The organism is Pseudomonas sp. B26(2017), assembly GCF_002113045.1.
GTDB lineage: Bacteria > Pseudomonadota > Gammaproteobacteria > Pseudomonadales > Pseudomonadaceae > Aquipseudomonas.
Genome location: NZ_NEJJ01000016.1, coordinates 131,588 through 154,784, shown reverse-complemented (window position 1 = coordinate 154,784; position 23,197 = coordinate 131,588). Strand labels below are relative to the sequence as shown.

Below are 23,197 nucleotides of genomic sequence, written 5' to 3'. Positions count from 1 at the left end.
GCCGGCACCTGATGCCGGGGCCTGACCGGCAGGGCGCGTGCTGTCTCTGCCTGATCACAAAAATAATGTAGTCACGGACGGTATCTCCGATGCTCGACAACACTTCCTTGCGTGGGACGAATCCCGCGCAGCCCGACTTTTCCTCGTTGAAACCGTTCGATGCAGACCTGTGCGTGCACGGTCTGTTTGAGACGCAGGTGCTGCGCAACCCCGAGGCCATCGCTGCACGCTGGCAGGAGCAAGCGCTCAGTTACCGTGAACTGAACACCCGCGCCAATCGGCTGGCCCATCACTTGCGCAACCTTGGGGTCGGACCGGACGTGCGAGTCGGGCTGTGTCTGGAGCGTTCGCTGGAGATGTTGGTCGGCGTACTCGCCGTGCTCAAGGCCGGCGGCGCCTATGTGCCGCTGGACCCGGCGTATCCGCAGGCGCGGCTGGCGCACATGCTGGTCGACAGCGCACCGCCGGTGGTGCTGACCCATGGCTTGGCGCGCGAGGCATTGCGGGCGGCGCTCGAACAGTCGGCGACTGCCCCCGCGATATTGGATCTGGCCGACGACTCTGATTGGTCTTCGCTCCCGGCAGACAACCTCGATCCTCACGCTATCGGCCTGACACCCCGACACCTGGCTTACGTGATCTACACCTCCGGCTCCACCGGCACCCCGAAAGGCGTGATGGTCGAGCATCGCGGGCTGGTCGCCGTGAGCGCCGATTGGGCGCAGCTCTATGGCTTGGGCGGGCCGATCAACCACCTGCAAATGGCCGGTTTTTCCTTCGACGTGTTCAGCGCGGACCTGATCCGTTCGCTGGGTTTTGGCGGCACGCTGGTGCTCTGCCCACGGGACACTCTGATGGACCCTCCGGCCCTGTATCGCCTGATGCGCGAGGCGCAGATCGGCTTTGCCGACTTCGTGCCGGCACTGCTCAATCCGCTGCTGGCGTGGGTCGAAGAGACCGGCCATGACTTGTCGTTCCTGCGCACCGTGATCTGCGGCTCCGACATCTGGACCGCCCACAGCGCGCGGCAATTGCGCAGGCTTTGCGGTGATCGGGTGCAGATCGTCCAGGCCTATGGCGTGACCGAAGCGAGCATCGACAGCACCTGCTTTGAATTCACCGAAAACAGCCAGATCGACGCGGTGCTGCCCATCGGCCGGGCACTGCCCAACACCCGGATTTATCTGCTCGACGCTGACGGCACACCGGTTGCCGAGGGCGTCGCGGGCGAGTTGTACATCGGTGGCGTCGGTGTGGCGCGCGGTTATCTGAACCGGCCGCAACTGACTGCCGAACGTTTCATCGACAGTCCATTCGTGGCGGGCGAACGCCTTTACCGCACCGGGGATATGGCGCGGTATCGGACTGACGGGCATCTGGAATTCCTTGGCCGCAACGATTCCCAGGCCAAGTTGCGTGGCCTGCGTCTGGAGCTGGGGGAAATCGAAACGCGACTGGCGGATATTCCGGGCGTGCGCGACAGCGTAGTGCTGCTGCGCCAGGACAGTCCCGGTGAACCACGTCTGGTTGCCTATTACTGCGAAAAGCCAGACACAGCGCTGAGCCCGCGTTCACTGCGTGAACAGCTGCACAAAAGCCTGCCGGACTACATGGTGCCGACCGCGTTCGTGCGGCTCGACAAGCTGCCGCTGACCGCCAACGGCAAGGTTGATCGGCCCGGTCTGCCAGCGCCGGACGTCGAGGCGTTTGATCAGCAGGAATACCAGGCGCCTCAAGGATCGCTGGAAACTGCGCTCGCCGCGATCTGGGCCTACGTGCTCGGCGTCGAGCGGGTCGGGCGACAGGATCAGTTCTTCGCCCTCGGCGGTCACTCGCTGCTGGTGATGCGCGTGCTGGCGCAGGTTCGTCATTCGCTGGGGCTGGAAGTCGCGCCTTCGACGTTGTTTGCTGCACCGGTTCTGGCGCAGTTCGCCGAACGGCTGCAAGCCAGTCAGGCTGCGGCTCGTCCAGCGATCACAAGCCTTGAACGCGTGGGCGCGCAAACGTTGTCGTCTGCCCAGCAACGCCTGTGGTTTCTGGCACAAATGGAGGGAGGCAACGCGGCGTATCACATGCCGCTGAACCTGCGTCTGCGTGGTGCGCTGGACGTGGCGGCACTCGAACGCAGCTTCAATCAGCTGGTGGCGCGCCATGCTGCGCTGCGCACGACGTTCATCGCCGTTGAGGGGGAAGGGCGTCAACGGGTGTCGCCGCCAGCGCACAGCATCCGGCTGACGGTGACTGACGTGCAGGGCCTCGATGCGCAAGAGCGCCTGACCCGCTTGATCGACGAGGAGGGCAGTCGACCGTTCGACCTGAGCCATGGCCCGTTGATGCGGGTCAGCCTGCTGCGATTGGCGGCGGATGACCATGTGTTACTGCTGACCCAACATCACATCATCTCGGATGGCTGGTCGATGGGCGTGCTCACCCGAGAGCTGGGCCAGCTGTACGCAGCGGCGCTGCTGGATCGCGACGATCCGCTGCCGCCATTGCCGGTGCAGTACGTGGATTACGCGGTGTGGCAAAAGCAGTGGCTGTCCGGCGAGGTACTGGAGCAGCAGAGTCGTTACTGGCGCGAAACCCTCACCGGCGCGCCGGTGCTGCTGGAGCTGCCGACCGATCACAAGCGTCCGCCCGTGCAGGATTATCTCGGCGGCTTCGTTCCACTGGCCTTCGACGAAGCGTTGACCGGGCGATTGAAAGCCCTGGGCATGCAGCAAGGCACCACGCTGTTCATGAATTTGCTGGCTGGTTTTTCGCTGCTGTTGTCGCGCCTGTCGGGACAAAACGATGTGGTGATCGGCGTGCCATCGGCCAACCGTCCGCAGCAGGAGCTGGAAGGGCTGATCGGTTTCTTCGTCAACACCCTCGCGCTGCGCATGACGCAGTCAGGTACGCCGTCGGTGGCGCAATGGCTGCAACAGGCGCGGCGAGTGGCGCTGGACGCTCAGGAGCATCAGGACCTGCCGTTCGAGCAAGTGGTGGAATTGCTCAACCCGCCGCGCAGTCTGGCCCACAGTCCGCTGTTTCAGGTGCTGTTCGCCTGGGAGCAGGATCAGGATTCCGACCTGTTGCTGAGCGGGCTGGACGTTACACCGATCGAGAGCAGCCATCAGGTGGCCAAGTTCGATCTGCAACTGGCGCTCAGTGAGCGCGACGGGCAGATCGTCGGTGGTCTGGAATATGCCTCGGGCCTGTTCGAGCGCCGCACCGTCGAGCAGTTCGGCGAGTACCTGCGTCGGGTGCTGACGCAAATGGTCGAGGACAGCCAACAGTCGCTGGCGGGGATCAAGCTGCTGAGCGCCGAGCAACACCAGCAAATCGTTCATGACTGGAACCGCACCGCGCGCAATACCGCGTCGTTGCCCGGTTGCGTTGAGCGCTTTGAAGCCCTGGCCCGGCAAACGCCCGACGCCGTGGCGCTGCTCGCCGACCGCGAACAACTGAGCTATGGCGAACTGAATCGCGCGGCCAATCGCCTCGCGCATTACCTGATCGAACAAGGCGTCGGCCCCGAGCATCGCGTCGGTTTGTGTCTGGAGCGCTCGCCGCACATGGTCATCGGCCTGTTGGCGATCCTCAAGGCCGGCGCGGCGTACGTGCCGTTCGACCCGGCTTACCCGAGCGAGCGTCTGGCGTTCATGTTCAGCGATGCCGCGCCGACCCTGTTGCTGACGCAATCGAGCCTGATGGCCGGGCTGCCGGCGAACGAGGCGAAAATCTGCTGCCTGGACACTGACGCCTCGCAATGGGCGCAACTCCCAACGGATGATCCGCAAGTCACGGTAAGCCCGGAACACCTCGGCTACGTGCTCTACACCTCCGGCTCCACCGGACGCCCGAAAGGCGTGGCCCACAGCCGTCGCGCGCTGGACAACCTGATTGCCTGGCAACTCGATCAGGCCACGGCACCGCAGCGTGTGCTGCAGTTCGCCTCGCTGAACTTCGACGTCTCGTTCCAGGAAATCTGCAGCACGCTCTGCCAGGGAGGCAGCCTGTTGCTGATGACTGAAGCCAGCCGCAAGGACCTCGCCGCGCTGCGTCCGACGCTGGTGGCCGAAGGCGTGCAGCGCGCGTTCCTGCCGTTCGCCGTGTTGCAGCAACTCGCCGGTCTGACAGAGCCCGATGCGCCGACGCCGGCCGGCGGTTGCGAGATCATCACCGCCGGTGAAGCCCTGCAAATCAATGACGAGCTGCGCGGGTTTGTCCGTGGACTGGGCGGTGCTCGGTTGCACAACCAGTACGGGCCGACCGAAACCCATGTGGTCAGCCAGTTCAGCCTTGAGTGCAACGAGGCCGATTCCTGGCCGGACGCGCCGCCCATCGGACGGCCCATCGCCAACGCGCGGCTGTACGTGCTGGACGAGCACTTGAATCCGGTTCCGGTCGGCGTCGCGGGCGAGTTGTACATCGCCGGCGCCTGTCTGGCCCGTGGCTATCTGAACCGCCCGGACCTGACCGCCGAACGCTTTCTGCCGGATCCGTTCAGTGCCGAGCCGGGCGCGCGGATGTACCGCAGCGGCGACCTCGCGAAATTCCTGGCCGACGGCAACGTGCAATACCTGGGACGCATCGACCAACAGGTGAAACTGCGCGGCTTTCGCATCGAACTCGGCGAGATCGACAGCCTGTTGCACCAGCAGCCCGGCGTGCAGGAAGCCGCCGTGCTGCTGCGTGAAGACGTCGCCGGGGACAAGCGTCTGGTGGCCTACGTGGTCGGCACCGCAACGAGTGAATTCTTGCGTGGCGAACTGCAACGCCAGTTGCCCGAACACATGATCCCGAGCGCCTGGGTGCGGCTCTCGCAACTGCCGCTGACCCGTAACGGCAAGCTCGACCGCCAAGCGCTGCCGGCGCCGGAACGCAGTGCCGGGGCGACTTACGAAGCGCCGCGCAACGACACTGAACGGCAGATGGCCGAGATCTGGGCCGAGGTGCTCAAGTGCGAGCGGGTGGGCATCCACGACAACTTCTTCGACCTCGGCGGCCACTCGCTGCTGGCGACGCGGATGATCTACGCGATCAACCAGCGGATGGGCGCGCAACTGTCCCTGAGCAGTCTGTTCCAGACGCCCGTATTGATGGATCTGGCGGCGCAGGTCTCGCGTGATGATCAGAGCGTCGAACCGGCGTTCATCCAGATCGGGCCGGATCGTGCTAATCGACATGAACCGTTCCCCCTGACCGATATCCAGCAAGCGTACTGGTTCGGTCGCGAGACCACGGTCAGCCTTGGCGGTGTCAGCGCTCACGGCTACGAAGAGCTACGCATTCCCGGGTTCGACGCCGAACGTTTCGAGCTGGCGCTGAACCGCATGATCCAGCGCCACGACATGCTGCGCGTGATCTTCCTCAGCGACGGTACGCAACAAGTGCTGACGCAGGTGCCGACCTATCGCATGCCTCGCAGCGATCTGCGCGGTTTACCCGCCGATGTGGCGCAGCGCACGCTGGAAGCGACCCGCGAACGCCAGTCCCATCAGGTGCTGGATGCCAGTTGCTGGCCGCTGTTCGAGTTCAGCCTGTCGTTGCTGGATGACGGCATCACCCATTTGCACATCAGCCTCGACGCGCTGATCGTCGACGCCGCGAGCACGCAGATTCTCGCCCGCGAACTGATGGCGTTCTACGTCGATCCGGCGCTGGAACTGGCCGAACCGGGCCTGACTTTCCGCGACTACGTGCTGGCCGAACAACAGCTGCGCAACGGTCGCCGCTACGAGCAGGCACTGGGCTACTGGCGTGAACGGGTAACCACTCTGGCCCCGGCGCCGGACCTGCCGCTGGTGCGCCAGCCCGAAAGCATCGCCAACCCGCACTTTACTCGCCGTGACCGCGACATGTCGGCGGCGCAGTGGGCGCAACTCAAAGCCGTGGCCAAACAGTTTGCGGTGACGCCGTCGGTGATGCTCCTGACTGCGTTCAGCGAAGTGCTGGCGCTGTGGAGCCGCACACCGCGCTTCACCCTGAGCCTGCCATTGTTCAACCGCATGCCGTTGCACCCGGATGTCGATGAAATCATCGGCGACTTCACTTCGCTGGTGCTGCTGGAAGTCGGTATCGACGGGGCGCTCAGTTTCACCGACAAGGCCCGCGCCGTGCAGGCGCAGCTGTGGCGCGAAATCGACCATTCGGTGGTCAGCGGCGTGCGGGTGCTGCGCGAATTGTCCCAGGCACGGGGTGTGCAGCAGACGGCGATGCCGATCGTGTTCAACAGCACGCTGTCCGAGGCGGCGCCGGAATTGGCCGAATTCAACCTGGCTGACGCATTGAATGCCAAACACATGCACAGCATCACCCAGACCCCACAGGTTTGGCTCGACCACACCTTGCTGGAGCTGGAAGGACGCCTGTTATTCAACTGGGACAGCATCGACGAGCTGTTCCCGCAAGGCATGATCGAGCAGATGTTCGTCGCCTATAACGCGCTGCTCGACAGCCTTTGCGAGCCGACAGCCTGGGGCGCAAACACGCCTCGACTGTTGCCGCAGGCGCAGTTGCCGGCGCCGGTCGACAATCAGCAAATGCTGCCACTGATGCACGAATTGTTCGAACGTCAGGCCCTCGCCACGCCGGATGCACTGGCGGTGATCGGCGCACGGCAGCTGACCTACGCACAGTTGCGCAACGAGGCCCGGCAACTCGGCGCCCGGCTGCAAGCGCAGGGCGTGGTGCCGAACCGGTTGGTCGCGGTGGTGATGGAGCGCGGCTGGGAGCAAGTGGTTGCGACTTTGGCGATTCTGTACGCCGGCGGTGCCTACCTGCCGATCGAACCGACCCAGCCAGCGGAACGATTGCGGCATATTCTGGAGCGGGCCGAGGCGAGTCTGGCCCTGACCCAACCGGCGCTGCTCGACCAAATTGAATGGCCGGCGCAGATCACGGCCATTGCCGTGACGGATGCAGTCTCAAACGATGTGCTGGCGCTGCAACCGGTGCAGGTGAGCGAGAGCGACCTCGCCTACGTGATCTACACCTCCGGCTCCACCGGTCAGCCGAAAGGTGTGGTGATCGATCATCGCGGTGCGGTCAACACGCTGCTCGACATCAACCGGCGCTTTGCCGTCGGCCCGAACGACCGCGTATTGGCGATCTCGTCGCTGAGTTTCGATCTTTCGGTCTATGACTTCTTCGGCACGCTGGCCGTGGGTGCTGCGGTGGTCATCCTCGACCCGCAACTGACTCTCGATCCGGTGCACTGGCTGCAATTGATCAAGCGTCATCAAGTCAGCCTGTGGAACTCGGTGCCGGCGTTGCTTGGCATGCTGGTCGAGTACGCAGAGGGCGAGGGTGGTGCGTTGCCCGTCAGCCTGCGCGTGGCGATGCTGTCCGGCGACTGGATTCCATTGACCCTGCCCGAGCGGGCCTGGGCCTTGCAGCCGGACTTGCAGTTGATCAGCCTGGGCGGCGCCACCGAAGCGTCGATCTGGTCGATCTGCTATCCGGTGCAGCATGTCGACCCGGCCTGGCGCAGCATCCCCTACGGCAAGGCCCTCGATCATCAGCGCTTCTACGTGCTGGATGACGCGCTGCAAGTGCGCCCGACCTGGGTCGCCGGGCAGCTGTACATCGGTGGTATCGGTCTGGCGAAAGGTTACTGGCGCGATGAAAAACTCAGCGCGGGCAGTTTCTTCGCCCATCCACTGACTGGCGAGCGGCTGTACCGCACCGGCGACCTGGGGCGCTTGCTGCCGGACGGCAACATCGAATTCCTCGGCCGCGAAGACAACCAGGTCAAGGTGCAGGGCTATCGCATCGAACTGGGCGAGATCGAAGCCGCGCTCAATCGCCATCCCGGCGTGCAGAGCGCGGTGGTGCGGATTCTCGGCAGCACGCTGGGCGAGAAGCGCCTGGCGGGTTATGTACTCAAGGCCGATCCGGCGTTGCAGGCCAGCGATTTCAGCACGTACCTGAGCGACAAACTGCCGGCCTACATGATTCCGGCGTCGTTCACCTTCGTCGAGGCCTGGCCGTTGTCGTCCAACGGCAAGGTCGACAAGAAACGCCTGCCCGAACCTGAGCAGATCGAGCAGCAGGGGCCGGCGCTGGAAGTCGAGGGCCCGCAGGAACAGCGGCTGGTGGAAATCGTGCAGGGCGTACTCAAGCGCGAATCCATCGCCGCCAACGCCAACCTGCTGAACCTCGGCGCAACGTCGATCGATATCGTCCGGATCAGCAACGCCTTGTCCGGTGCCTTGCAGTTCCGCCCGCATGTGGCGCAACTGCTGGCCCAGCCGACGTTGCTGCATTTGCTCGGCATGTATCGCCAGAACCGCGCGCGTCAGGAACTGCTCGGCAACGTGCAGCAGACGCCGGAGCCCGTGCAGGACATCATCGAAGATCCCCAGCAGCGTGCGCAGTTCAAGGCTGAGCAGCGCGGTCGCCGTGAGTTTGTTCGAACCCTGCCGGCGCTGGCGCTGGATCTGCCGCAAGACCCGGCTTTCGCCCGGCGTCTGAGCGATTACCGCTCGGTGCGTCAATACGATCGGCAACCGATCGCCACCCAGGCCTTCGCGCACGTGCTGGCAGCGCTGGCCCAAGGACAACTCGACGGTGAGGTGAAATACCAGTTCCCGTCGGCGGGCGGCCTGTACCCGATTCAGGCCTACCTCTACGTCAAGGCGGATCGCGTGCTCGGTGTGCCCGGTGGTGCGTATTACTACGATCCGCGCCAGCATCGTTTGCTGGCGCTCGAGAGTGGATTGCTCGACCCGGACACCTACGACTATTTCGTCAACCGTCCGGTGTACGAGAACGCCGCGTTCTCGCTGTTCTTCATCGCCGACATGGCCGCGATCCGGCCGCTGTATGGCGAGCGCAGCCGCGACTTCTGCCACATCGAAAGCGGCGCCATGGCCCAGTTGCTGAGCATGACCGCCGTCGAACACGGTCTGGGTCTGTGCGGCATCGGCTCGGTCGAGGAGCAGCAACTGACGGCGCTGTTCGACCTCGGGCCGAGTCATGAATTGATCTACTCGATGATCGGCGGGCTGCGCACGGCCGATGAACAGCACCGCGCGCCGGTCGAGGCGTTTGCCATCGAGCCTGTGAGCGCCAGCCTGGACGACGAAGACATGGAGGAGTTCGAAGTATGAATGCCGATCAATTGCTGGCGTTGTTCGCTCGCCATGGCGTGGCGCTCGAAGTGGACGGTGACAGGCTGCGCTGCAAGGCGCCGCGCGGGTTTCTCACCGAAGAGCTGACCCAGGCGCTCAAGCGCCACAAACAGGAACTGATCGCCTTGCTCGGCGGGCACGCTGACGCGGCGATTCCCCGTCGCACCGGCGAACACGCGTCCTGGCCGCTGTCGTTTTCGCAGCGGCAACTGTGGTTTCTCGATCAACTGGAACCTGGCAACCCGTTCTACAACGTGCCCACGGCGGTGACGCTCAAAGGGCAGTTGGACGTCGCCCGGCTGGAACGAGCGTTGAATGAACTGGTTGCCCGCCACGAAGTCCTGCGCACGACGTTTTGCAAGGTCGACGGTGAACCGCGTCAGGTGGTGCATCCGTCGATGCCGCTGTCGTTGTCGGTGACGGATTTGCGCCAGTTGCCTGGCAAAGAGCGCGAGCAGCAAGTGCGATTCGCCGTCGAACAGGACGCCCGGGCGCCGTTCGATCTGGCCACCGGACCCTTGCTGCGGGCGTCGCTACTGCGCGTGGCCGACGACGAGCATCTGTGGCTGTACAGCGTGCATCACATCATCGCCGACGGCTGGTCGATGGGCGTGATCCTGCAGGAGGTGGCCACGTTGTACGGCGATTATGTGCGGGGCGAAACCCCGTCACTTGCGCCGCTGCCGGTGCAGTACGCCGACTATGCCTGCTGGCAGCAACAACGTGTGGGCGGTGCGGTGCTGGACGCTCAGCTCGATTACTGGCGGCGCAACCTGGACGACGCGCCGCTGTTGTCGACCTTGCCCGCCGACCGGCCGCGGCCGTTGGTGCAGCGTTATGTCGGCGCCACTTTCAGCTCCTCGGTCGATGGCGGCACCTTGCGCGAACTCACGGCGCTGGCCCGGCAGACCCAGGGCACGCTGTTCAACGTGCTGCTCGGCGCTTTGGCGGTGTTGTTGTGGCGCCACAGCGGTCAGCAGGATCTGTGCATCGGCACGCCGTTCGCCAACCGCAATCGCCCGGAAGTCGAGCCGCTGATCGGTCACTTCGTCAACACGCTGGTGCTGCGTCAGCGCCTGAATCCGCAGCAGACCTTCGCCGAACTGCTGCGCGAAGTGCGTGGCCAGATGCTCGACGTCCATGCCCATCAGGACGTGCCGTTCGACCGCGTGGTCGAAGCGGTCAACCCGCAGCGCGACCCCGGTCATTCACCGTTGTTCCAGGTGATGCTGGTGCTGCAGAACACGCCGGGCAACGCGGTGTCGATGCCCGAGCTGGAACTGGCGCCGTTCGGCACCACTAGCGCCACGGCCAAGTTCGATCTGGCATTCGAATGGGTCGAGCGGGCAGGGCGGCTGGACTTGCTGGTGGAATACAACACCGACCTCTACGACGTTGCGACCATCGAGCGCCTGAGCGGGCACTACCGTCATCTGCTCGAACAGATCGCCGCCGACGCCAAGCAACCGATCAATACCTTGCCGTTGATGAACGAGGCGGAGCGCCAGCAAGTGCTGGTCGACTTCAACCGCGCCGCGCCACTGACGCAAGCGGCGCCCTGCGTGCATCAACTGGTCGAAGCGCAGGCCGCGAGCAACCCTCAGGCTTGCGCGGTGGTATTCGAGGGAGAAGCCCTGAGCTACGCCGAACTCAATGCCAGGGCCAACCGACTGGCGCGGCATTTGCGCACGTTGGGCGTCGGCCCGGATGTGCGCGTGGCGGTGTGCATCGAGCGTTCGCTTGAGTTGCCGGTGGCGCTGCTGGCGGTGCTCAAGGCCGGTGGCGCCTACGTGCCGCTGGATCCGGATTATCCGCTGGGACGCCTGAGCCATATGCTCGGCGACAGCACCCCGGCGGTGCTGCTGACGTTCGGTTCGGCGCAGGGGATTTTGCGTCAGGCCGTGCAAGGCTCGACCTGGGAAGCGCCGATCCTCGACCTCGAACAAGATGCCGCGAGCTGGGCGTCGTTGCCGGCGGACAATCTCGACCCACGCAATGTTGGCGTCACCCCTGACCATCTCGCCTACGTGATCTACACCTCCGGCACCACTGGGTTGCCCAAGGGCGCGATGGTCGCGCATCGTGGCTTGAGCAACCTGCTGCTGTGGTGCTTGCAGGTCTGCGGCGAAGCGGGGGCGATGCTGCACAAGATCCCGTTCGGTTTCGACGCCTCGGCGTGGGAGACCTTCTGGCCGCTGGCAACCGGCGGACGACTGGTGATCGCGCGGCCCGGCGGGCATTACGAGCCGGCGTATCTGGCGCGCGAGGTGCGCGAGCAGCAGGTCACGGCGCTGGTGTTCGTGCCGGCGATGTTGCAACTGTTTCTGGAGGTCGACGAGGTCAGTCAGTGTGCGTCGCTGACCGATGTGTTCAGTGGCGGCGGTGAACTGCCGCCGGCTCTGGCCCGGCGCTTCCAGGAGCGTCTGCCCCATGCGCGGTTGCACAATGTCTACGGCCCGACCGAAACCACGGTGATCAACAGCATCTGGACCCTTGAGCCCGGCGCCGACGTGCCGGCCCGGCAACTGCCGATCGGTCGGCCAATTTCCAACAATCGCTTTTACGTGCTCGATGATCGCGACGAGCCGGTGCCGGTGGGCGTGACCGGGCATCTGCATATTGGCGGCGTGGGCGTGGCCCGGGGTTATCTGGGGCTGGCGCAACTGAGTGCCGAGCGCTTTATCGACAACCCGTTTGTATCAGGTGATCGGCTCTATCGCAGCGGCGATCTGGCGCGTTATCGCCCGGACGGCCAGCTGGAGTTTCTCGGTCGCAACGATTTTCAGGTCAAGTTGCGCGGCGTGCGCCTGGAACTGGGCGAGATCGAAGCCCGGCTCGAAGCGTTTCCCGGCATTCGCAGCGCGGTGGTGTTGATGGTCGGTGAAGCGGCGCAGGACCAGCGGCTGGTGGCTTGTTGCGTGGTGGCCGAGCCCGTTGACGAAGCGGCGGTGCACGCCCATCTGGCGACAACCCTGCCCAGAGCGGTGATCCCCGGCAGCTATCTGTGGCTGGACGCGCTACCGCTGACCGCCAACGGCAAGGTTGATCGCCCTGCGCTGACAGCGTTGGCGGATGAAGAAATGGTCAACCGTCAGGTCAACCTGAGCAGCCCGCGCGACCACATCGAGCTGGCGCTGTACCAGATCTGGAAAAGCCTGTTGCTGGCGCCGCAGATCGGCATTCGCGACAACTTCTTCAATGTCGGCGGCACCTCGATCGCCGCGATCAAAATGGCCCATGAAATCAGCCGGCAGTTCGCGGTCGAAGTGCCGGTGCGCGTGGTGCTCAGCTACCCGACCATCGAGGCGCTGGGTGGCTGGTTGCGGGTTGGCGCCAATCCGGCGCTGACCCAGAGCAACCTGATCGAATTCCGGCGCGGCAGCGGCCAGCACAACGTGGTGTGCGTTCACCCGGCGGGCGGTACGGCGTTCTGTTACCTGTCGCTGGCCAAGGTGCTGCCGGATGAAACCGGCGTGTACGGGATGCAATCGCCGGGGCTCAATCCGGGGGAGAGTACCGAACCGACGGTCGAGGCGATGGCCGAGGCCTACTTGCGCCAGATCGAACCGCTGACGCAGCAACCGCTGATCCTCACCGGGCTTTCGTTCGGCGGGCTGGTGGCCTATGAAATGGCGCGGCGGTTGACGGCGGCGGGGCATCGGCAGGTGACCGTGGTGCTGCTCGACACCCAGGGCAGCGACGACCCTGGTTTCCGTGAACAGATCGGCACCGTGGACATGGCCGAGTTCCGCGACAAACTGGTGCGCTTCAACGGCATGTACCCCGGCATCGAAGACGCCCAGGTCGAACGCTACTTCAACATCTACAACCACAACCGTTTGGCCATGGCCGCCTATGAGTGCGCGCCGCGCGCCGGTCGCGTGGTGCTGATTCAGGCGCGGGAAGATTTCAGCCGCCATCAGTTGCACGAACTGCGCGGGTTCTGGCGCCGCCGCTCGGGCAGCGGCTATCTGGCGAAGCTGGTCAGCGGCGGGCACTGGGACATGCTCGAAAGCGCGGAAATCCATCGGGTCTCGCAAATCATCCGTCGGGAGCTGCAACGCTTCGACGCGCAGGAGACGAAATGATGAGTGCGCCCAAAGACATGCCGTTGCTCGCGCGTTTTGCCGAGCACGTGCGAAATAATCCGCAAGCCCCGGCAGTGATCGACCAGTCGCTCACGCTGACCTATGCCGAACTGGCCAGCGCCAGCGAACGCATTGCCCGAGGATTGCTGGCACGGGGTGTCGAACCCGGCCAGTCGCTGGCGTTGTGCATGCCGCGCTGCTGGCAGTGGCTGGCGGCAATTCTCGGCGCGTTGAAAGTCGGCGCGGTGGTGGTGCCGCTGGATCGGGCGAGCCCGCGCAAACGTCGGGAGTTGATGCTGGCGGATGCGGCGTGTGTCGGCCTGATTACCCTGGAAGAAGAACCGCTTTGGTCGCCTTCTTTGTGGCAAACCGGCATCGAGACTTTGCTCGATCAACCTGACGCTCCGCCGCAAACACTGTCTGAAGACTTTGCCGAGGTGGTGTTCCTGTTCTACACCTCGGGCACCACCGGCACGCCGAAAGCGGTCGAGGTGGGCGAGCGCGGTCTGCTGCGGCTGGCGCACACCGACGGTTATATCGAGATTTACCCGACGGACCGGTTTGCCTGCCTGTCCAACCCGGCATTCGATGCGTGCAGTTTCGAACTGTGGGCGCCGCTGCTCAACGGTGGTTGCTGCGTGATGATCGCCGACGAGGACGTGCTGGACGGGCGTCGACTGGCCGAGGTGCTGGAGCGCACGCAAGTCGACAACCTGTTCATGACAGTGTCGCTGTTCAACACGTTGATTGCCGAGTGGCCGTCGTGCTTTGCCAGCGCACGTCAGGTGTTGATCGGTGGCGAGCAGATCAGCGCCGCTGCAGTCCGGGCGTGGTATCGGGCCAATCCAGAGAGCCAGTGCCGGATTCATAACGTCTACGGCCCCACCGAATGCACCACGTTTGCGCTGTGCTGGCCGATCAGCCGCGACTTTACCGGTGACCTGGCGCCCATTGGCCGAGCGCTGCCGGACACCGGTGTGTGGGTGCTGGATGAGCAACAACGGCCGGTGCCGGCGGGCGAGGTGGGCGAGCTGTATTTGAGTGGCAGCGGCGTCGCCCGAGGTTATCGCAACCGGCCCGAAGAAACGGCTCGCCAGTTCGTCCGTTTGCCCGACCTCGACGGGGGTGCGCAGGTGCATTACCGCACCGGCGATCTGGTGCGGTGCAATGCCGAAGGCTTGATCGAGTACCTGGGGCGGGTCGACCGACAGGTGAAGATTCGTGGTTTCCGGATCGAGCCGGGGGAGGTGGAGCAACGCATGCTGGAGTACCCGGGCGTGGCGCAGGCGTACGTCTGCACACGGCGGCTGGCGGCTGAAGATCATCAGCTGCTGGCGTTTGTCGTGCCGCGCGGGGATCTGGACTATCACGCGTTCGAAACTCACCTGCGGGCACAACTGGCGCCATATATGCGGCCGCATCAGTTGTTCCTGCTGGAGCGCCTGCCACTGACGGCCAATGGCAAGATCGACCGCGACGGCTTGCTGGCCCAAGGGTTGAGTCCTTGGCATCCAGTCTTGACGGCAACGGATAACGAAAGCGCTTCACCGGCGCTGGACTGGTTACTGAGTCAGGCCCGTTCGCTGCTCGGCCAACCCGCTCTGAGTGCGCAGGACGACTGGCTGGCCAGCGGCGGCGATTCGCTCAAGGCGATGCGCCTGCGTTCGGCAATCCGTGTTCGTTGGCAGCGCGAGATCGCTATCGACACGTTGCTCAACGAGCCTTTCTCGTCATTGGCCGAACGACTGACCGGTCAAACCACCTGCGATTCGATCTACCCGCCGGCGCCTCCGATCAGTAGCGCCAAACGCCTGCCGGCCACCGCCGAACAGCGCCGCTTGTGGCTGTTGCAACAACGCTCGCCGACCTCGACCGCCTACAGCGTGCCGCTGATTCTGCATCTGGCGGCGGGCGTTGATGTCGCGGCGCTGGCGGAGGCCGTTGGGCGTCTGGTGCTGCGCCATCCGGGATTGCGCACGGCTTTTGCGCCCGGTGCCGATGGACTTGATCAGGTTATCGCCGAGCAGGGGCCGACCTGTCGCACCTTCGCGGTCGGGCATTTCACCGAGGACAACTGGCAGGCCTTCGCTGAATGGGTGTTCGCCGCGCCATTCGAGCTGACCACCCCGAACCTGTTTCAGTCCTGGTTGTTGCCGTTCGCCGATGGCAGCTGTCGGCTGTTGCTGAACCTGCACCACATCATCGTCGATGGCTGGTCGGTGAACCTGTTGTTCGACGACCTGGTGCAGCTCTATGCCGATATCCTGCAAGGCCACGACAGCCCGACGCCAGCTGCCCGATTGACGACGCTGGAGTTTGGTCAGTGGCAACGCCAGTGGAGCGTCCATCCGCATTATCGTGACCAGCGCCGCGCACTCGCCGAGTTGCATCGCCGTCAGGAAGAACCGTCGCCGGCCCTGATGCCAATGCGCAAAATCAGCCCGGACGCCCGTTTGCACCGGGAACCCTTGGGCGCCATCCGAAGCGCAGCCCTCGAACGCTTTTGCACCCAACAACGACTGACCCGTTTCGAAGTGCTGTTCAGTGTCTTCGCCTGGAGCCTGTACGCCCTGACCGGGTGCGAGCGGCCACGGATCGCCAGCCCGGTGTCCAACCGACCGTTGGTGGAGTTCGAAGATACCGTCGGCATGTTTGCCAACACCGTGTTGATTCCCACCACCGTTGAACACGGATTCACGCTGAACGACCAGTTGCGCAAACAGACCGCCACCGTGCGCGAAGTGCTGGCGTTGCAGGACGTGGCGCTGGCGGATCTGGTGGAAGACCTGCGGCTGTCGTCGAACCCTTCTTTGTTCGATTTCATGTTCGTGCTGGAAAACACCGATTACGCCGCGTTGGCTGACTCGAACCTGCGCGCCACGCTGGAATTCAACGAGCAGTTGCACGCCAAGTGCCCGCTGACCTTGTTGATGGTCGGCAGCGGGTCGCAACTGCAATGCTGGTGGGAATATCAGTGCAACTACTTCGATGCCGAACAGATGCGGGCGGTGAGTGCGCTGTTCCGTCGAGGGCTGGATCTGTTGCTGGAAAGCCCTGCGGCCAGGCTCGATGATTTGCTCGGTCCGTATCGACGCAGCCTGCCACCGGCCAGCGAAGGTCTGAAGATTGCACTGCCGTTCAACACACTGGCGGACGGGTTCGAGCATCAAGTGCATTGCACGCCGCAGGCGGTCGCGCTGGTTCAAGGCCCGCAGCACCTCAGCTACAGCGAATTGAATACGCTGTCCGATGCTCTGGCAGCAACGCTGGTCGAGCGTCATCCCTTACCGACCGGGAATGCGCCGCTGCACGTCGTGCTGTTCCTCGATGCCTCGGTGGAGCACATCGTCGCCTTGCTGGCGCTGGCCAAACTCAACCTGACCGCCGTGCCGCTGGACCCTGCCTATCCGGTGGCGATCCAGCGGCAGGTGCTGGAGCAGGCGCAGCCGCATTGTGTGCTGTTCAGCGACACGACAGCGGCCGCGCTGGATGACCTGAACGCCGGACGATTTGTCACGCATCGGGTCGATCTGAACGCCAATGCCGGATCGTTCGAGCGTCCGCGCCACGCCGGTGAACGGCCGCTGTACACGCTGTTCACCTCCGGATCGACCGGCACGCCCAAAGGTGTGCAGGTGTCGGAGCGCACCCTGTGCAACCTGCTGCAATGGCAGCGCAGCGAAGGGCAGCTGCCGGCGAAAGCGGTAACCCTGCAGTTCTCGATGCTGTCGTTCGATGTGTCGTTTCAGGAGATTTTCAGCACCCTGTGCGGTGGCGGTTGTTATCACCTGATCACACCGCGCTGGCGTCAGGATGCCGAGGCGTTGCTGGATTACATGGTCGAGGCGCGGATCGAGCGTCTGTTCCTGCCGTACGTGGCCCTGCAGCATCTGGCGCAAACCGCGGTGGCCCGTGGCATTTATCCGTCGGCGTTGCGTGAGGTGATCACGGCCGGCGAGCAATTGCTCTGCACGGAGGCTTTGCGCGACTGGTTTGGTGGTATGCCGCAGGCCTCGCTGTTCAACCACTACGGTCCGACCGAAACCCACGTGGTCAGCGCCTGGCGCCTGCCGCCCGTGGCGCGGGACTGGCCGTTGCGCGCGCCGATCGGCCATGCCGTCGGTAATGCGCGGCTGTTGCTGGTCGATGAGCATGACCGTCCGGTGCCGATGGGCAGTCGCGGCTATCTGCTGGTGGCCGGGCCGATGGTTGCCCGCTGCTATCTGGCAGATCCTGCGCTGAACGCTGCGCGGTTTGTCGAACTGGCGGATGGCTGTTTGTACTACCGCACCGGCGATCTGGCGTGGGCCGATGCCCAAGACTGCCTGCATTACCTGGGACGTGACGATCAGCAGATCAAACTCAGCGGCCATCGTCTGGAACTGGGGCAGATCGAGGCGGCGCTGATGCAGGTGCCGGAAGTGGTCAACGCGGTGGTGGCGGTGCAGGCCGATCCGCCGAGGCTGATCGCCTGGCTGCAACTCGATGGCGAACCTGCAACCTCGCAATTGCTGGATCGTCAGGTCGCGCGTCTGCTGCCGGCCCATGTGCGGATCGATGAATACCGACGGATCGACCTCTGGCCACGCACCCCCAGCGGCAAGATCGACCGCAAGGCCTTGGCGAATGTTGGCGAGGCGCTGGAGCGGCGCAGCACGCCACAACCGGTTGTTCAATTGACCGCGCTGGAACGACAACTGATCGAGTTGTTCCAGGCTGTGATCGGCCGTGACATCGAGCCGGAGCAGACCTTCTTCGAGGCCGGCGCCACCAGTCTCGGTCTGATGCGTTTGCATGGGCGTTACGCCGCAGAGTTGCCGCACAAGGTGACGATGGCCGATCTGTTCGAACACGTCACGGTGCGGCGTCTGGCGGCGCATCTGTCGACCGCACCGGTGGAGGTGGCGGAGCGTGTAAGGCTTTCCGATGCAGGCCATCAGCCGATGGCGATCATCGGCATGTCGGTGAATGTGGCCGGGGCGCAGAACCTGTCCGAGTTCTGGGCGATGGTGCAAGGCAATGAGTTGGGCATCGAGCACTTTGCTGCCGAAGAAGGCTTGATCGGCGCCCGCAGTCAGCTGGCCGGCATGCTCGATTTCGATCCCGAGTACTTCGGCATCAGCCGCCAGGAAGCGCGCCTGATGGACCCGCAACAGCGGCATCTGCTGATGGCGTGCGTGCAGGCCCTGCAACACGCGGCCATCGTCCCGTCGGCCGATGGCCCGCGCATCGGCCTGATCGCCAGTTGCGGCGAAACCACCTACTTCCAGCAGATGCTGCGCGAAACCGCCGAAGACGATCTGCCGGATGGTTTTCAGCTGGCGCTGCATCACGACAAGGACTTTCTGGCGACCAAAGCTGCGTATCACCTGGACCTCAACGGCCCAGCCCTGAGCGTGCAGGCCGCTTGCGGCAGTTCGCTGATCGCCGTGCACCTGGCCAGTTCGATGCTGCGTCAGGGCGACAGTGACGTGATGCTCGCGGCCGGGGTGCTGATCGACCCGACCCTGACCGAGGGCTACCGGCATCGCTCGCAGCACATCTTTTCCGCCGATGGTCTGTGCCGTCCGTTCAGCGACGACGCCAGCGGCACCCTTGGCGCCAGTGGTTACGGGGTGGTGGTACTCAAACCGCTGGCCAGGGCGCGAGCCGATGGCGACCGGATCTACGCGCTGCTCGAAGGCTCGGCGTTGAACAACGATGGCCGGGCCAAGATGAGTTACACCGCACCGTCGGTGGCCGGGCAGAGTGCGGTTATCCGCGATGCCTTGAACCGCGCCGGGTTGAGCGGTGCCGACATCGGCTACATCGAAGCCCACGGCACCGGCACCTTGCTGGGGGATCCGATCGAAGTTGCGGCGCTGACCAAGGCTTTCGGCGATGCGCCGGCCGGCAGTTGCGCGTTGGCCTCGGTGAAGAGCCAGATCGGTCATCTGGGCGCGGCGGCGGGGGTGGTCGGGCTGATTCGTGCCAGTCTGTCGGTGTTCCATGGCGTGCTGCCGCCGAACCTCGGTTTTGGCCGGATCAACCCGCAGATCGATCTGGAGCATTCGCCGTTCTATGTGCCGACCACGTCCCGGCCATGGCCGCAAGGGCGGCGTCGGCTGGCCGGTGTCAGCAGTTTCGGGATTGGCGGGACCAATGCGCATGTCATCGTCGGCGCTGCGCCCAAGGCGCAGGAAGAGGGCGAGGAAACACTGCCGCTGCTGATGATCTCGGCCCATGGCCGAACGGAACTGCTGCGCGATATCGCGGCGATTCGCGAATATCTGCAAACGAACCCGGGCCAGCACACCGCGTTGTTGCGGCACTTGCAGTCAGGTCGTCGGCAACTGCGTTGGCGCTTCGCGATGGTCTGCCGGGCAGGTGATGAGATTCCGTTGCAGCCAACTTCGATCAAGGAAATCACCGCTTCGGGTGCGCAGTTGATCGCCCGTGATCAAGCGCCGCAGGAACTGCTCGACGCCTGGTACGAAGGTGCGAATATCCAGTGGCCGCAGCGCTCGGCACCGCCACCCTGGGACTTGCCGCCGTCGTCGTTCGATCTTCAGCCGTATCGCTTCCAGACGCCTGTAGCTGCTCAACCTGATGCACCAGCCCTTGAGCGACAACCGCTGGCGGACTGGTTCCACCAACGTCAGTGGGTGCGCACCCGGCGACTGAGCGGGATAACTACGGCCGGATCCCGTGAGGTGCTGATCCTGTGCAGCCACGAAGCGCCCGAATCGACCTTGCTCGCGAGCCTGAGCGCCGTGTACCGACGCGTGATTCAGGTCCGCGCGGGCAACGGCTTCAAACGCTTGAGTCCGGACCGTTTCGAGTTGGATCCTCTGGACACTGATGCCCTGAACCAATTGCTCGCCGAAGTTGCTGAACCTGATCTCGGCGAACTCGACTGGCTGCATGCCTTGCCGCTGGCGGTGTCGGGCGCGGTCACCGAGCAATCGCTGGATCTGGCGCAGTGGGCCTGCCTGGATACGGTCAGTGCGCTGATGCAGGCCTGGGGGCAGACCGCGCGCACGACCCGTCTGCGCTTGTGGTTGATGTCATGGCAGGCCTGCCCGGTGGACGGCGAAGTGCAACGTCCCGAGTTGGCAGCACTGGCCGGCATCACCGAAGTGGTGCCGCAGGAATACCCGGTGCGTTGCCACTGGCTGGACTGGCCGTCGTCGCGCCTCGAAACCCAAGGCGCAGTGCTGGCGGCATTGCTGGCCGATCCTTCATCGTTGCCTCGGCGAATGGCGGTGCGCGACGGTTATCTCTGGCAGCCACGCCTGATGCCTCAGCCATTGACCGGCCCGGCAACCACGCCGCTTTTACCGGAAGATGGAACGTTCCTTGTGCTGGGCGGGACCGGTGGCATCGGTCGGACCTTGTGCGAACACCTGCTCCAGGCACCCGCACGCCGTGTGGTGCTGATCTCGCGCCAAGGGCAATTGCCTGAGCCACTGGCGGCTTACAACTCGCGGATCGATTGCATCAAAGCGGATATCGCCGACCTGGCGCACTGGCCGCAGGTCCTCGATCAACTGGCGGTTCGTTACGGTCGTCTGAGCGGGGTGATTCATGCGGCGGGTGTGGGGGCGGGCAGTCTGATCCGTCATCGCGATGCCGGGCAAATGGCCGAGGCGATGGCCGCCAAGACCCGCGGCATGCTGGCGGTCGAGGCTTTGATCGAGCACCTGAAACCGGGTTTTGTTCTGTACTGTTCGTCAATGTCGGCACTGTTCGGCGGCGCGGGGCATCTGGACTACGCAGCGGCCAGCGGGGTGCTCGACGGCTTCACCCACTATCGCCCGAATCCGGCCGACGCTTGCCTGCGCCTGGGGATCAACTGGGACATCTGGCGCGACATCGGCATGGCCACCACCAGCAACGGCGGAGACGCCGCACATCTGGAGCATCTGACGGTCGGTCTCTCGGCGCAAGAGGGCTGCCGGGTGTTCGATCTGGCGATGGCGACGCAGTTGCCGCAACTGCTGATCTCCACCACCGGCATCGACACGGCGCGGCGGTTTTATCCGGTTCGCCAAGGCGCCGTGGCCGCGGAGGTCGAGGCGCCGAAGGGCTTGGATCTGTCGGCGCGCTTGCGTGAGTGTCTGTGCAAGTGGCTCGGCGTGGCCGAGCTGGAAGATGACGATTCGCTGTACGACCTGGGCGCGGATTCGTTGACGCTACTCGATCTGATCGACGAACTGCAGGCAGCCACCGGCGAGGTGTTCCAGTTGTCGCAATTCAGCCACAAGGTCAGCCTGAACGAGGTGCTGGGGCTGGTGTCGACCGCCACGGGTGAAGAGGCCGCGGCCGTGACACTGCACGGCTGGCACGACGCGGTGCGGATCGATCAGTGGCATGCCGGTGCCGGCCGCGATTGGCTGTACCTGATCCACCCGGTGGGTGGTGATGTTCAGGCTTATCGGGAACTGGTCTCGGCGCTGCCGGCGGAACTGGGCGTGTGCGTGATCGCCGACCCGGCGCTGCGCCTGCCGCAGTTGCCGAACATCAGCGTGGAGGAACGTGGACTCTGGTATCTGGAGGCGATCAAGGCCCATCTTCCGCACGGCAGCACTTGGCGTCTGGCCGGCTGGTCGTTCGGTGCATGGGTGGCGCAGGCGCTGTGTCATCAGGCTCAGGCTGAGGGCTTCAGGCAGCCGTTGTTGTACCTGATCGACCCGCCCGCACCGGATGCCGGGGCGGAGCTGGCAGGCATCGACGAACAGACCATCGAGCAAGTGTTCCAGCGCGAGTTCGCCCAGCGCTGGCCGGCGGTCGAAGGGCAGGGGATGGCCGAGGAACGTCAGGCGTATCTGCAACGGTTGACGGTGTGCTGCCGCAACAACATGACCAGCATGATCGACTTCCAGCCGCCGGCGCTGGCAACAACAGCAGTGCGACTGTTCATCGCCGGGCACGCCAATCCTTACGGGCTGGGCAATGCCTGGAATCCGGATGACCTGCAACGCAGCTGGCAGGCCTTGCTGCCGCAGTTGCGCAGCAGGCAAACCCTGGACACCGATCACTACGGCATCGTGGCGGGCCGCTGGGCGCGGTTGTTGGCCGAAGTTATCGGTACGGATGAGCCAGCGCCATGAACGAACCGACCTTGATGCCGCAATGGTGGCTGACCCTGACCAAGGTGCTGTGTGAAGTCGAACCGGACGAGGCCTTGCGTCTGCGCTTGAGCCGAGTCCGGGGACAGGTGCCGTTTCAGCTGTTTCATCTCTGGCAGGCTGACGTCGTCATGCCGATGCTCGGCGATGCCTTGCCGGAACATCAGCAGGCGCTGCTCGCGTTGCAAAGCCTGCACCAGCGAGCGGCGCTCGGCGTGATCGGGCGTCAGGGCGAATGGCGGGCAACGCTCAAACCGGTGTTGCTGGCGCTGTATCGCAAGGCCTATGCCTACGACGCGGCTTACGCCAAGGCCCACGCCAGTGCGCTGAGCTACGGCCTCGCGCCGGCTAACACTGCCATGATTGCCGAGCACTTCGGCGATGCCGAGGCGTTCGCCGAGTACTACGCCCAACTGAATACCGAGGCCGCTGCCACGGCGTTTGCCCAGGCCCATGCCAGCGCCAACGCCGAGGTCTCGGCCCGGGCTTTTGCGGCCGACGACGCAGCAACCTGCGCGCAGGTCTGTGGGTCGACCGTGCGGGTCTACGTCGGGGCATGCGCTTCGAGCGACGAACAGCGGCATGCCGCACTCAACCATCTCGTCGCCGGGCTCGAGCGAAGCCTGGCCACGCTGCAATCCCGTTCAACAGGAGAACGACATGAATGACGCACAACTGCAATTCGATGTGGTGATCAACGCCCAGGGCCAGTATTCCCTGTGGCCGGCGGGCAAGCCGATGGCCAGCGGCTGGAGCGAGGCGGGGATGCGCGGTGAGCGCCAGGACTGCCTGGATTACATCAATGAACACTGGATCGACATGCGCCCGCGTTCGCTGCGCGAGCAGTCATCGCTGTCGTTCCAATAAAAAAGGTGAGGGA

The 23,197-nt window shown here is 64.4% G+C and carries 5 protein-coding genes; all 5 read left to right on the top strand.

Annotation, left to right across the window (positions count from 1 at the left end; translation table 11 throughout):
• The first annotated feature begins 89 nt into the window (after nucleotides 1–89).
• From CAF79_RS22630 to CAF79_RS22610, 5 genes are read left to right on the top strand one after another with little or no spacing between them, the layout of a single operon-like run.
• The gene (locus CAF79_RS22630) at nucleotides 90–9,098 is read left to right on the top strand and encodes a non-ribosomal peptide synthetase (RefSeq protein WP_085700389.1); all 9,009 of its coding nucleotides are present in this window, start codon (nucleotides 90–92) and stop codon (nucleotides 9,096–9,098) included.
• Nucleotides 9,095–13,207, top strand: coding sequence for a non-ribosomal peptide synthetase (locus CAF79_RS22625; RefSeq protein ID WP_085700388.1), 4,113 nt, complete (start codon nucleotides 9,095–9,097; stop codon nucleotides 13,205–13,207). Before CAF79_RS22630 ends, CAF79_RS22625 begins: the two co-directional genes overlap by 4 nt.
• Complete coding sequence (locus CAF79_RS22620) at nucleotides 13,207–22,299, top strand: amino acid adenylation domain-containing protein (protein ID WP_371917936.1); 9,093 nt, start codon at nucleotides 13,207–13,209, stop codon at nucleotides 22,297–22,299. Before CAF79_RS22625 ends, CAF79_RS22620 begins: the two co-directional genes overlap by 1 nt.
• On the top strand, nucleotides 22,296–22,985 hold the full coding sequence (locus CAF79_RS22615; RefSeq protein WP_085700386.1) for a hypothetical protein: 690 nt from the start codon (nucleotides 22,296–22,298) through the stop codon (nucleotides 22,983–22,985). The genes CAF79_RS22620 and CAF79_RS22615 overlap by 4 nt, the downstream gene beginning before the upstream one ends.
• Nucleotides 22,978–23,184, top strand: coding sequence for an MbtH family NRPS accessory protein (locus CAF79_RS22610; protein WP_085700385.1), 207 nt, complete (start codon nucleotides 22,978–22,980; stop codon nucleotides 23,182–23,184). The genes CAF79_RS22615 and CAF79_RS22610 overlap by 8 nt, the downstream gene beginning before the upstream one ends.
• Nucleotides 23,185–23,197 lie beyond the last annotated feature (13 nt).

Bases quoted from the DNA above. Each gene is read 5' to 3' on its own strand.
- CAF79_RS22630 (WP_085700389.1), top strand. From the start codon at position 90: ATGCTCGACAACACTTCCTTGCGTGGGACGAATCCCGCGCAGCCCGAC.
- CAF79_RS22625 (WP_085700388.1), top strand. From the start codon at position 9,095: ATGAATGCCGATCAATTGCTGGCGTTGTTCGCTCGCCATGGCGTGGCG.
- CAF79_RS22620 (WP_371917936.1), top strand. From the start codon at position 13,207: ATGAGTGCGCCCAAAGACATGCCGTTGCTCGCGCGTTTTGCCGAGCAC.
- CAF79_RS22615 (WP_085700386.1), top strand. From the start codon at position 22,296: ATGAACGAACCGACCTTGATGCCGCAATGGTGGCTGACCCTGACCAAG.
- CAF79_RS22610 (WP_085700385.1), top strand. From the start codon at position 22,978: ATGAATGACGCACAACTGCAATTCGATGTGGTGATCAACGCCCAGGGC.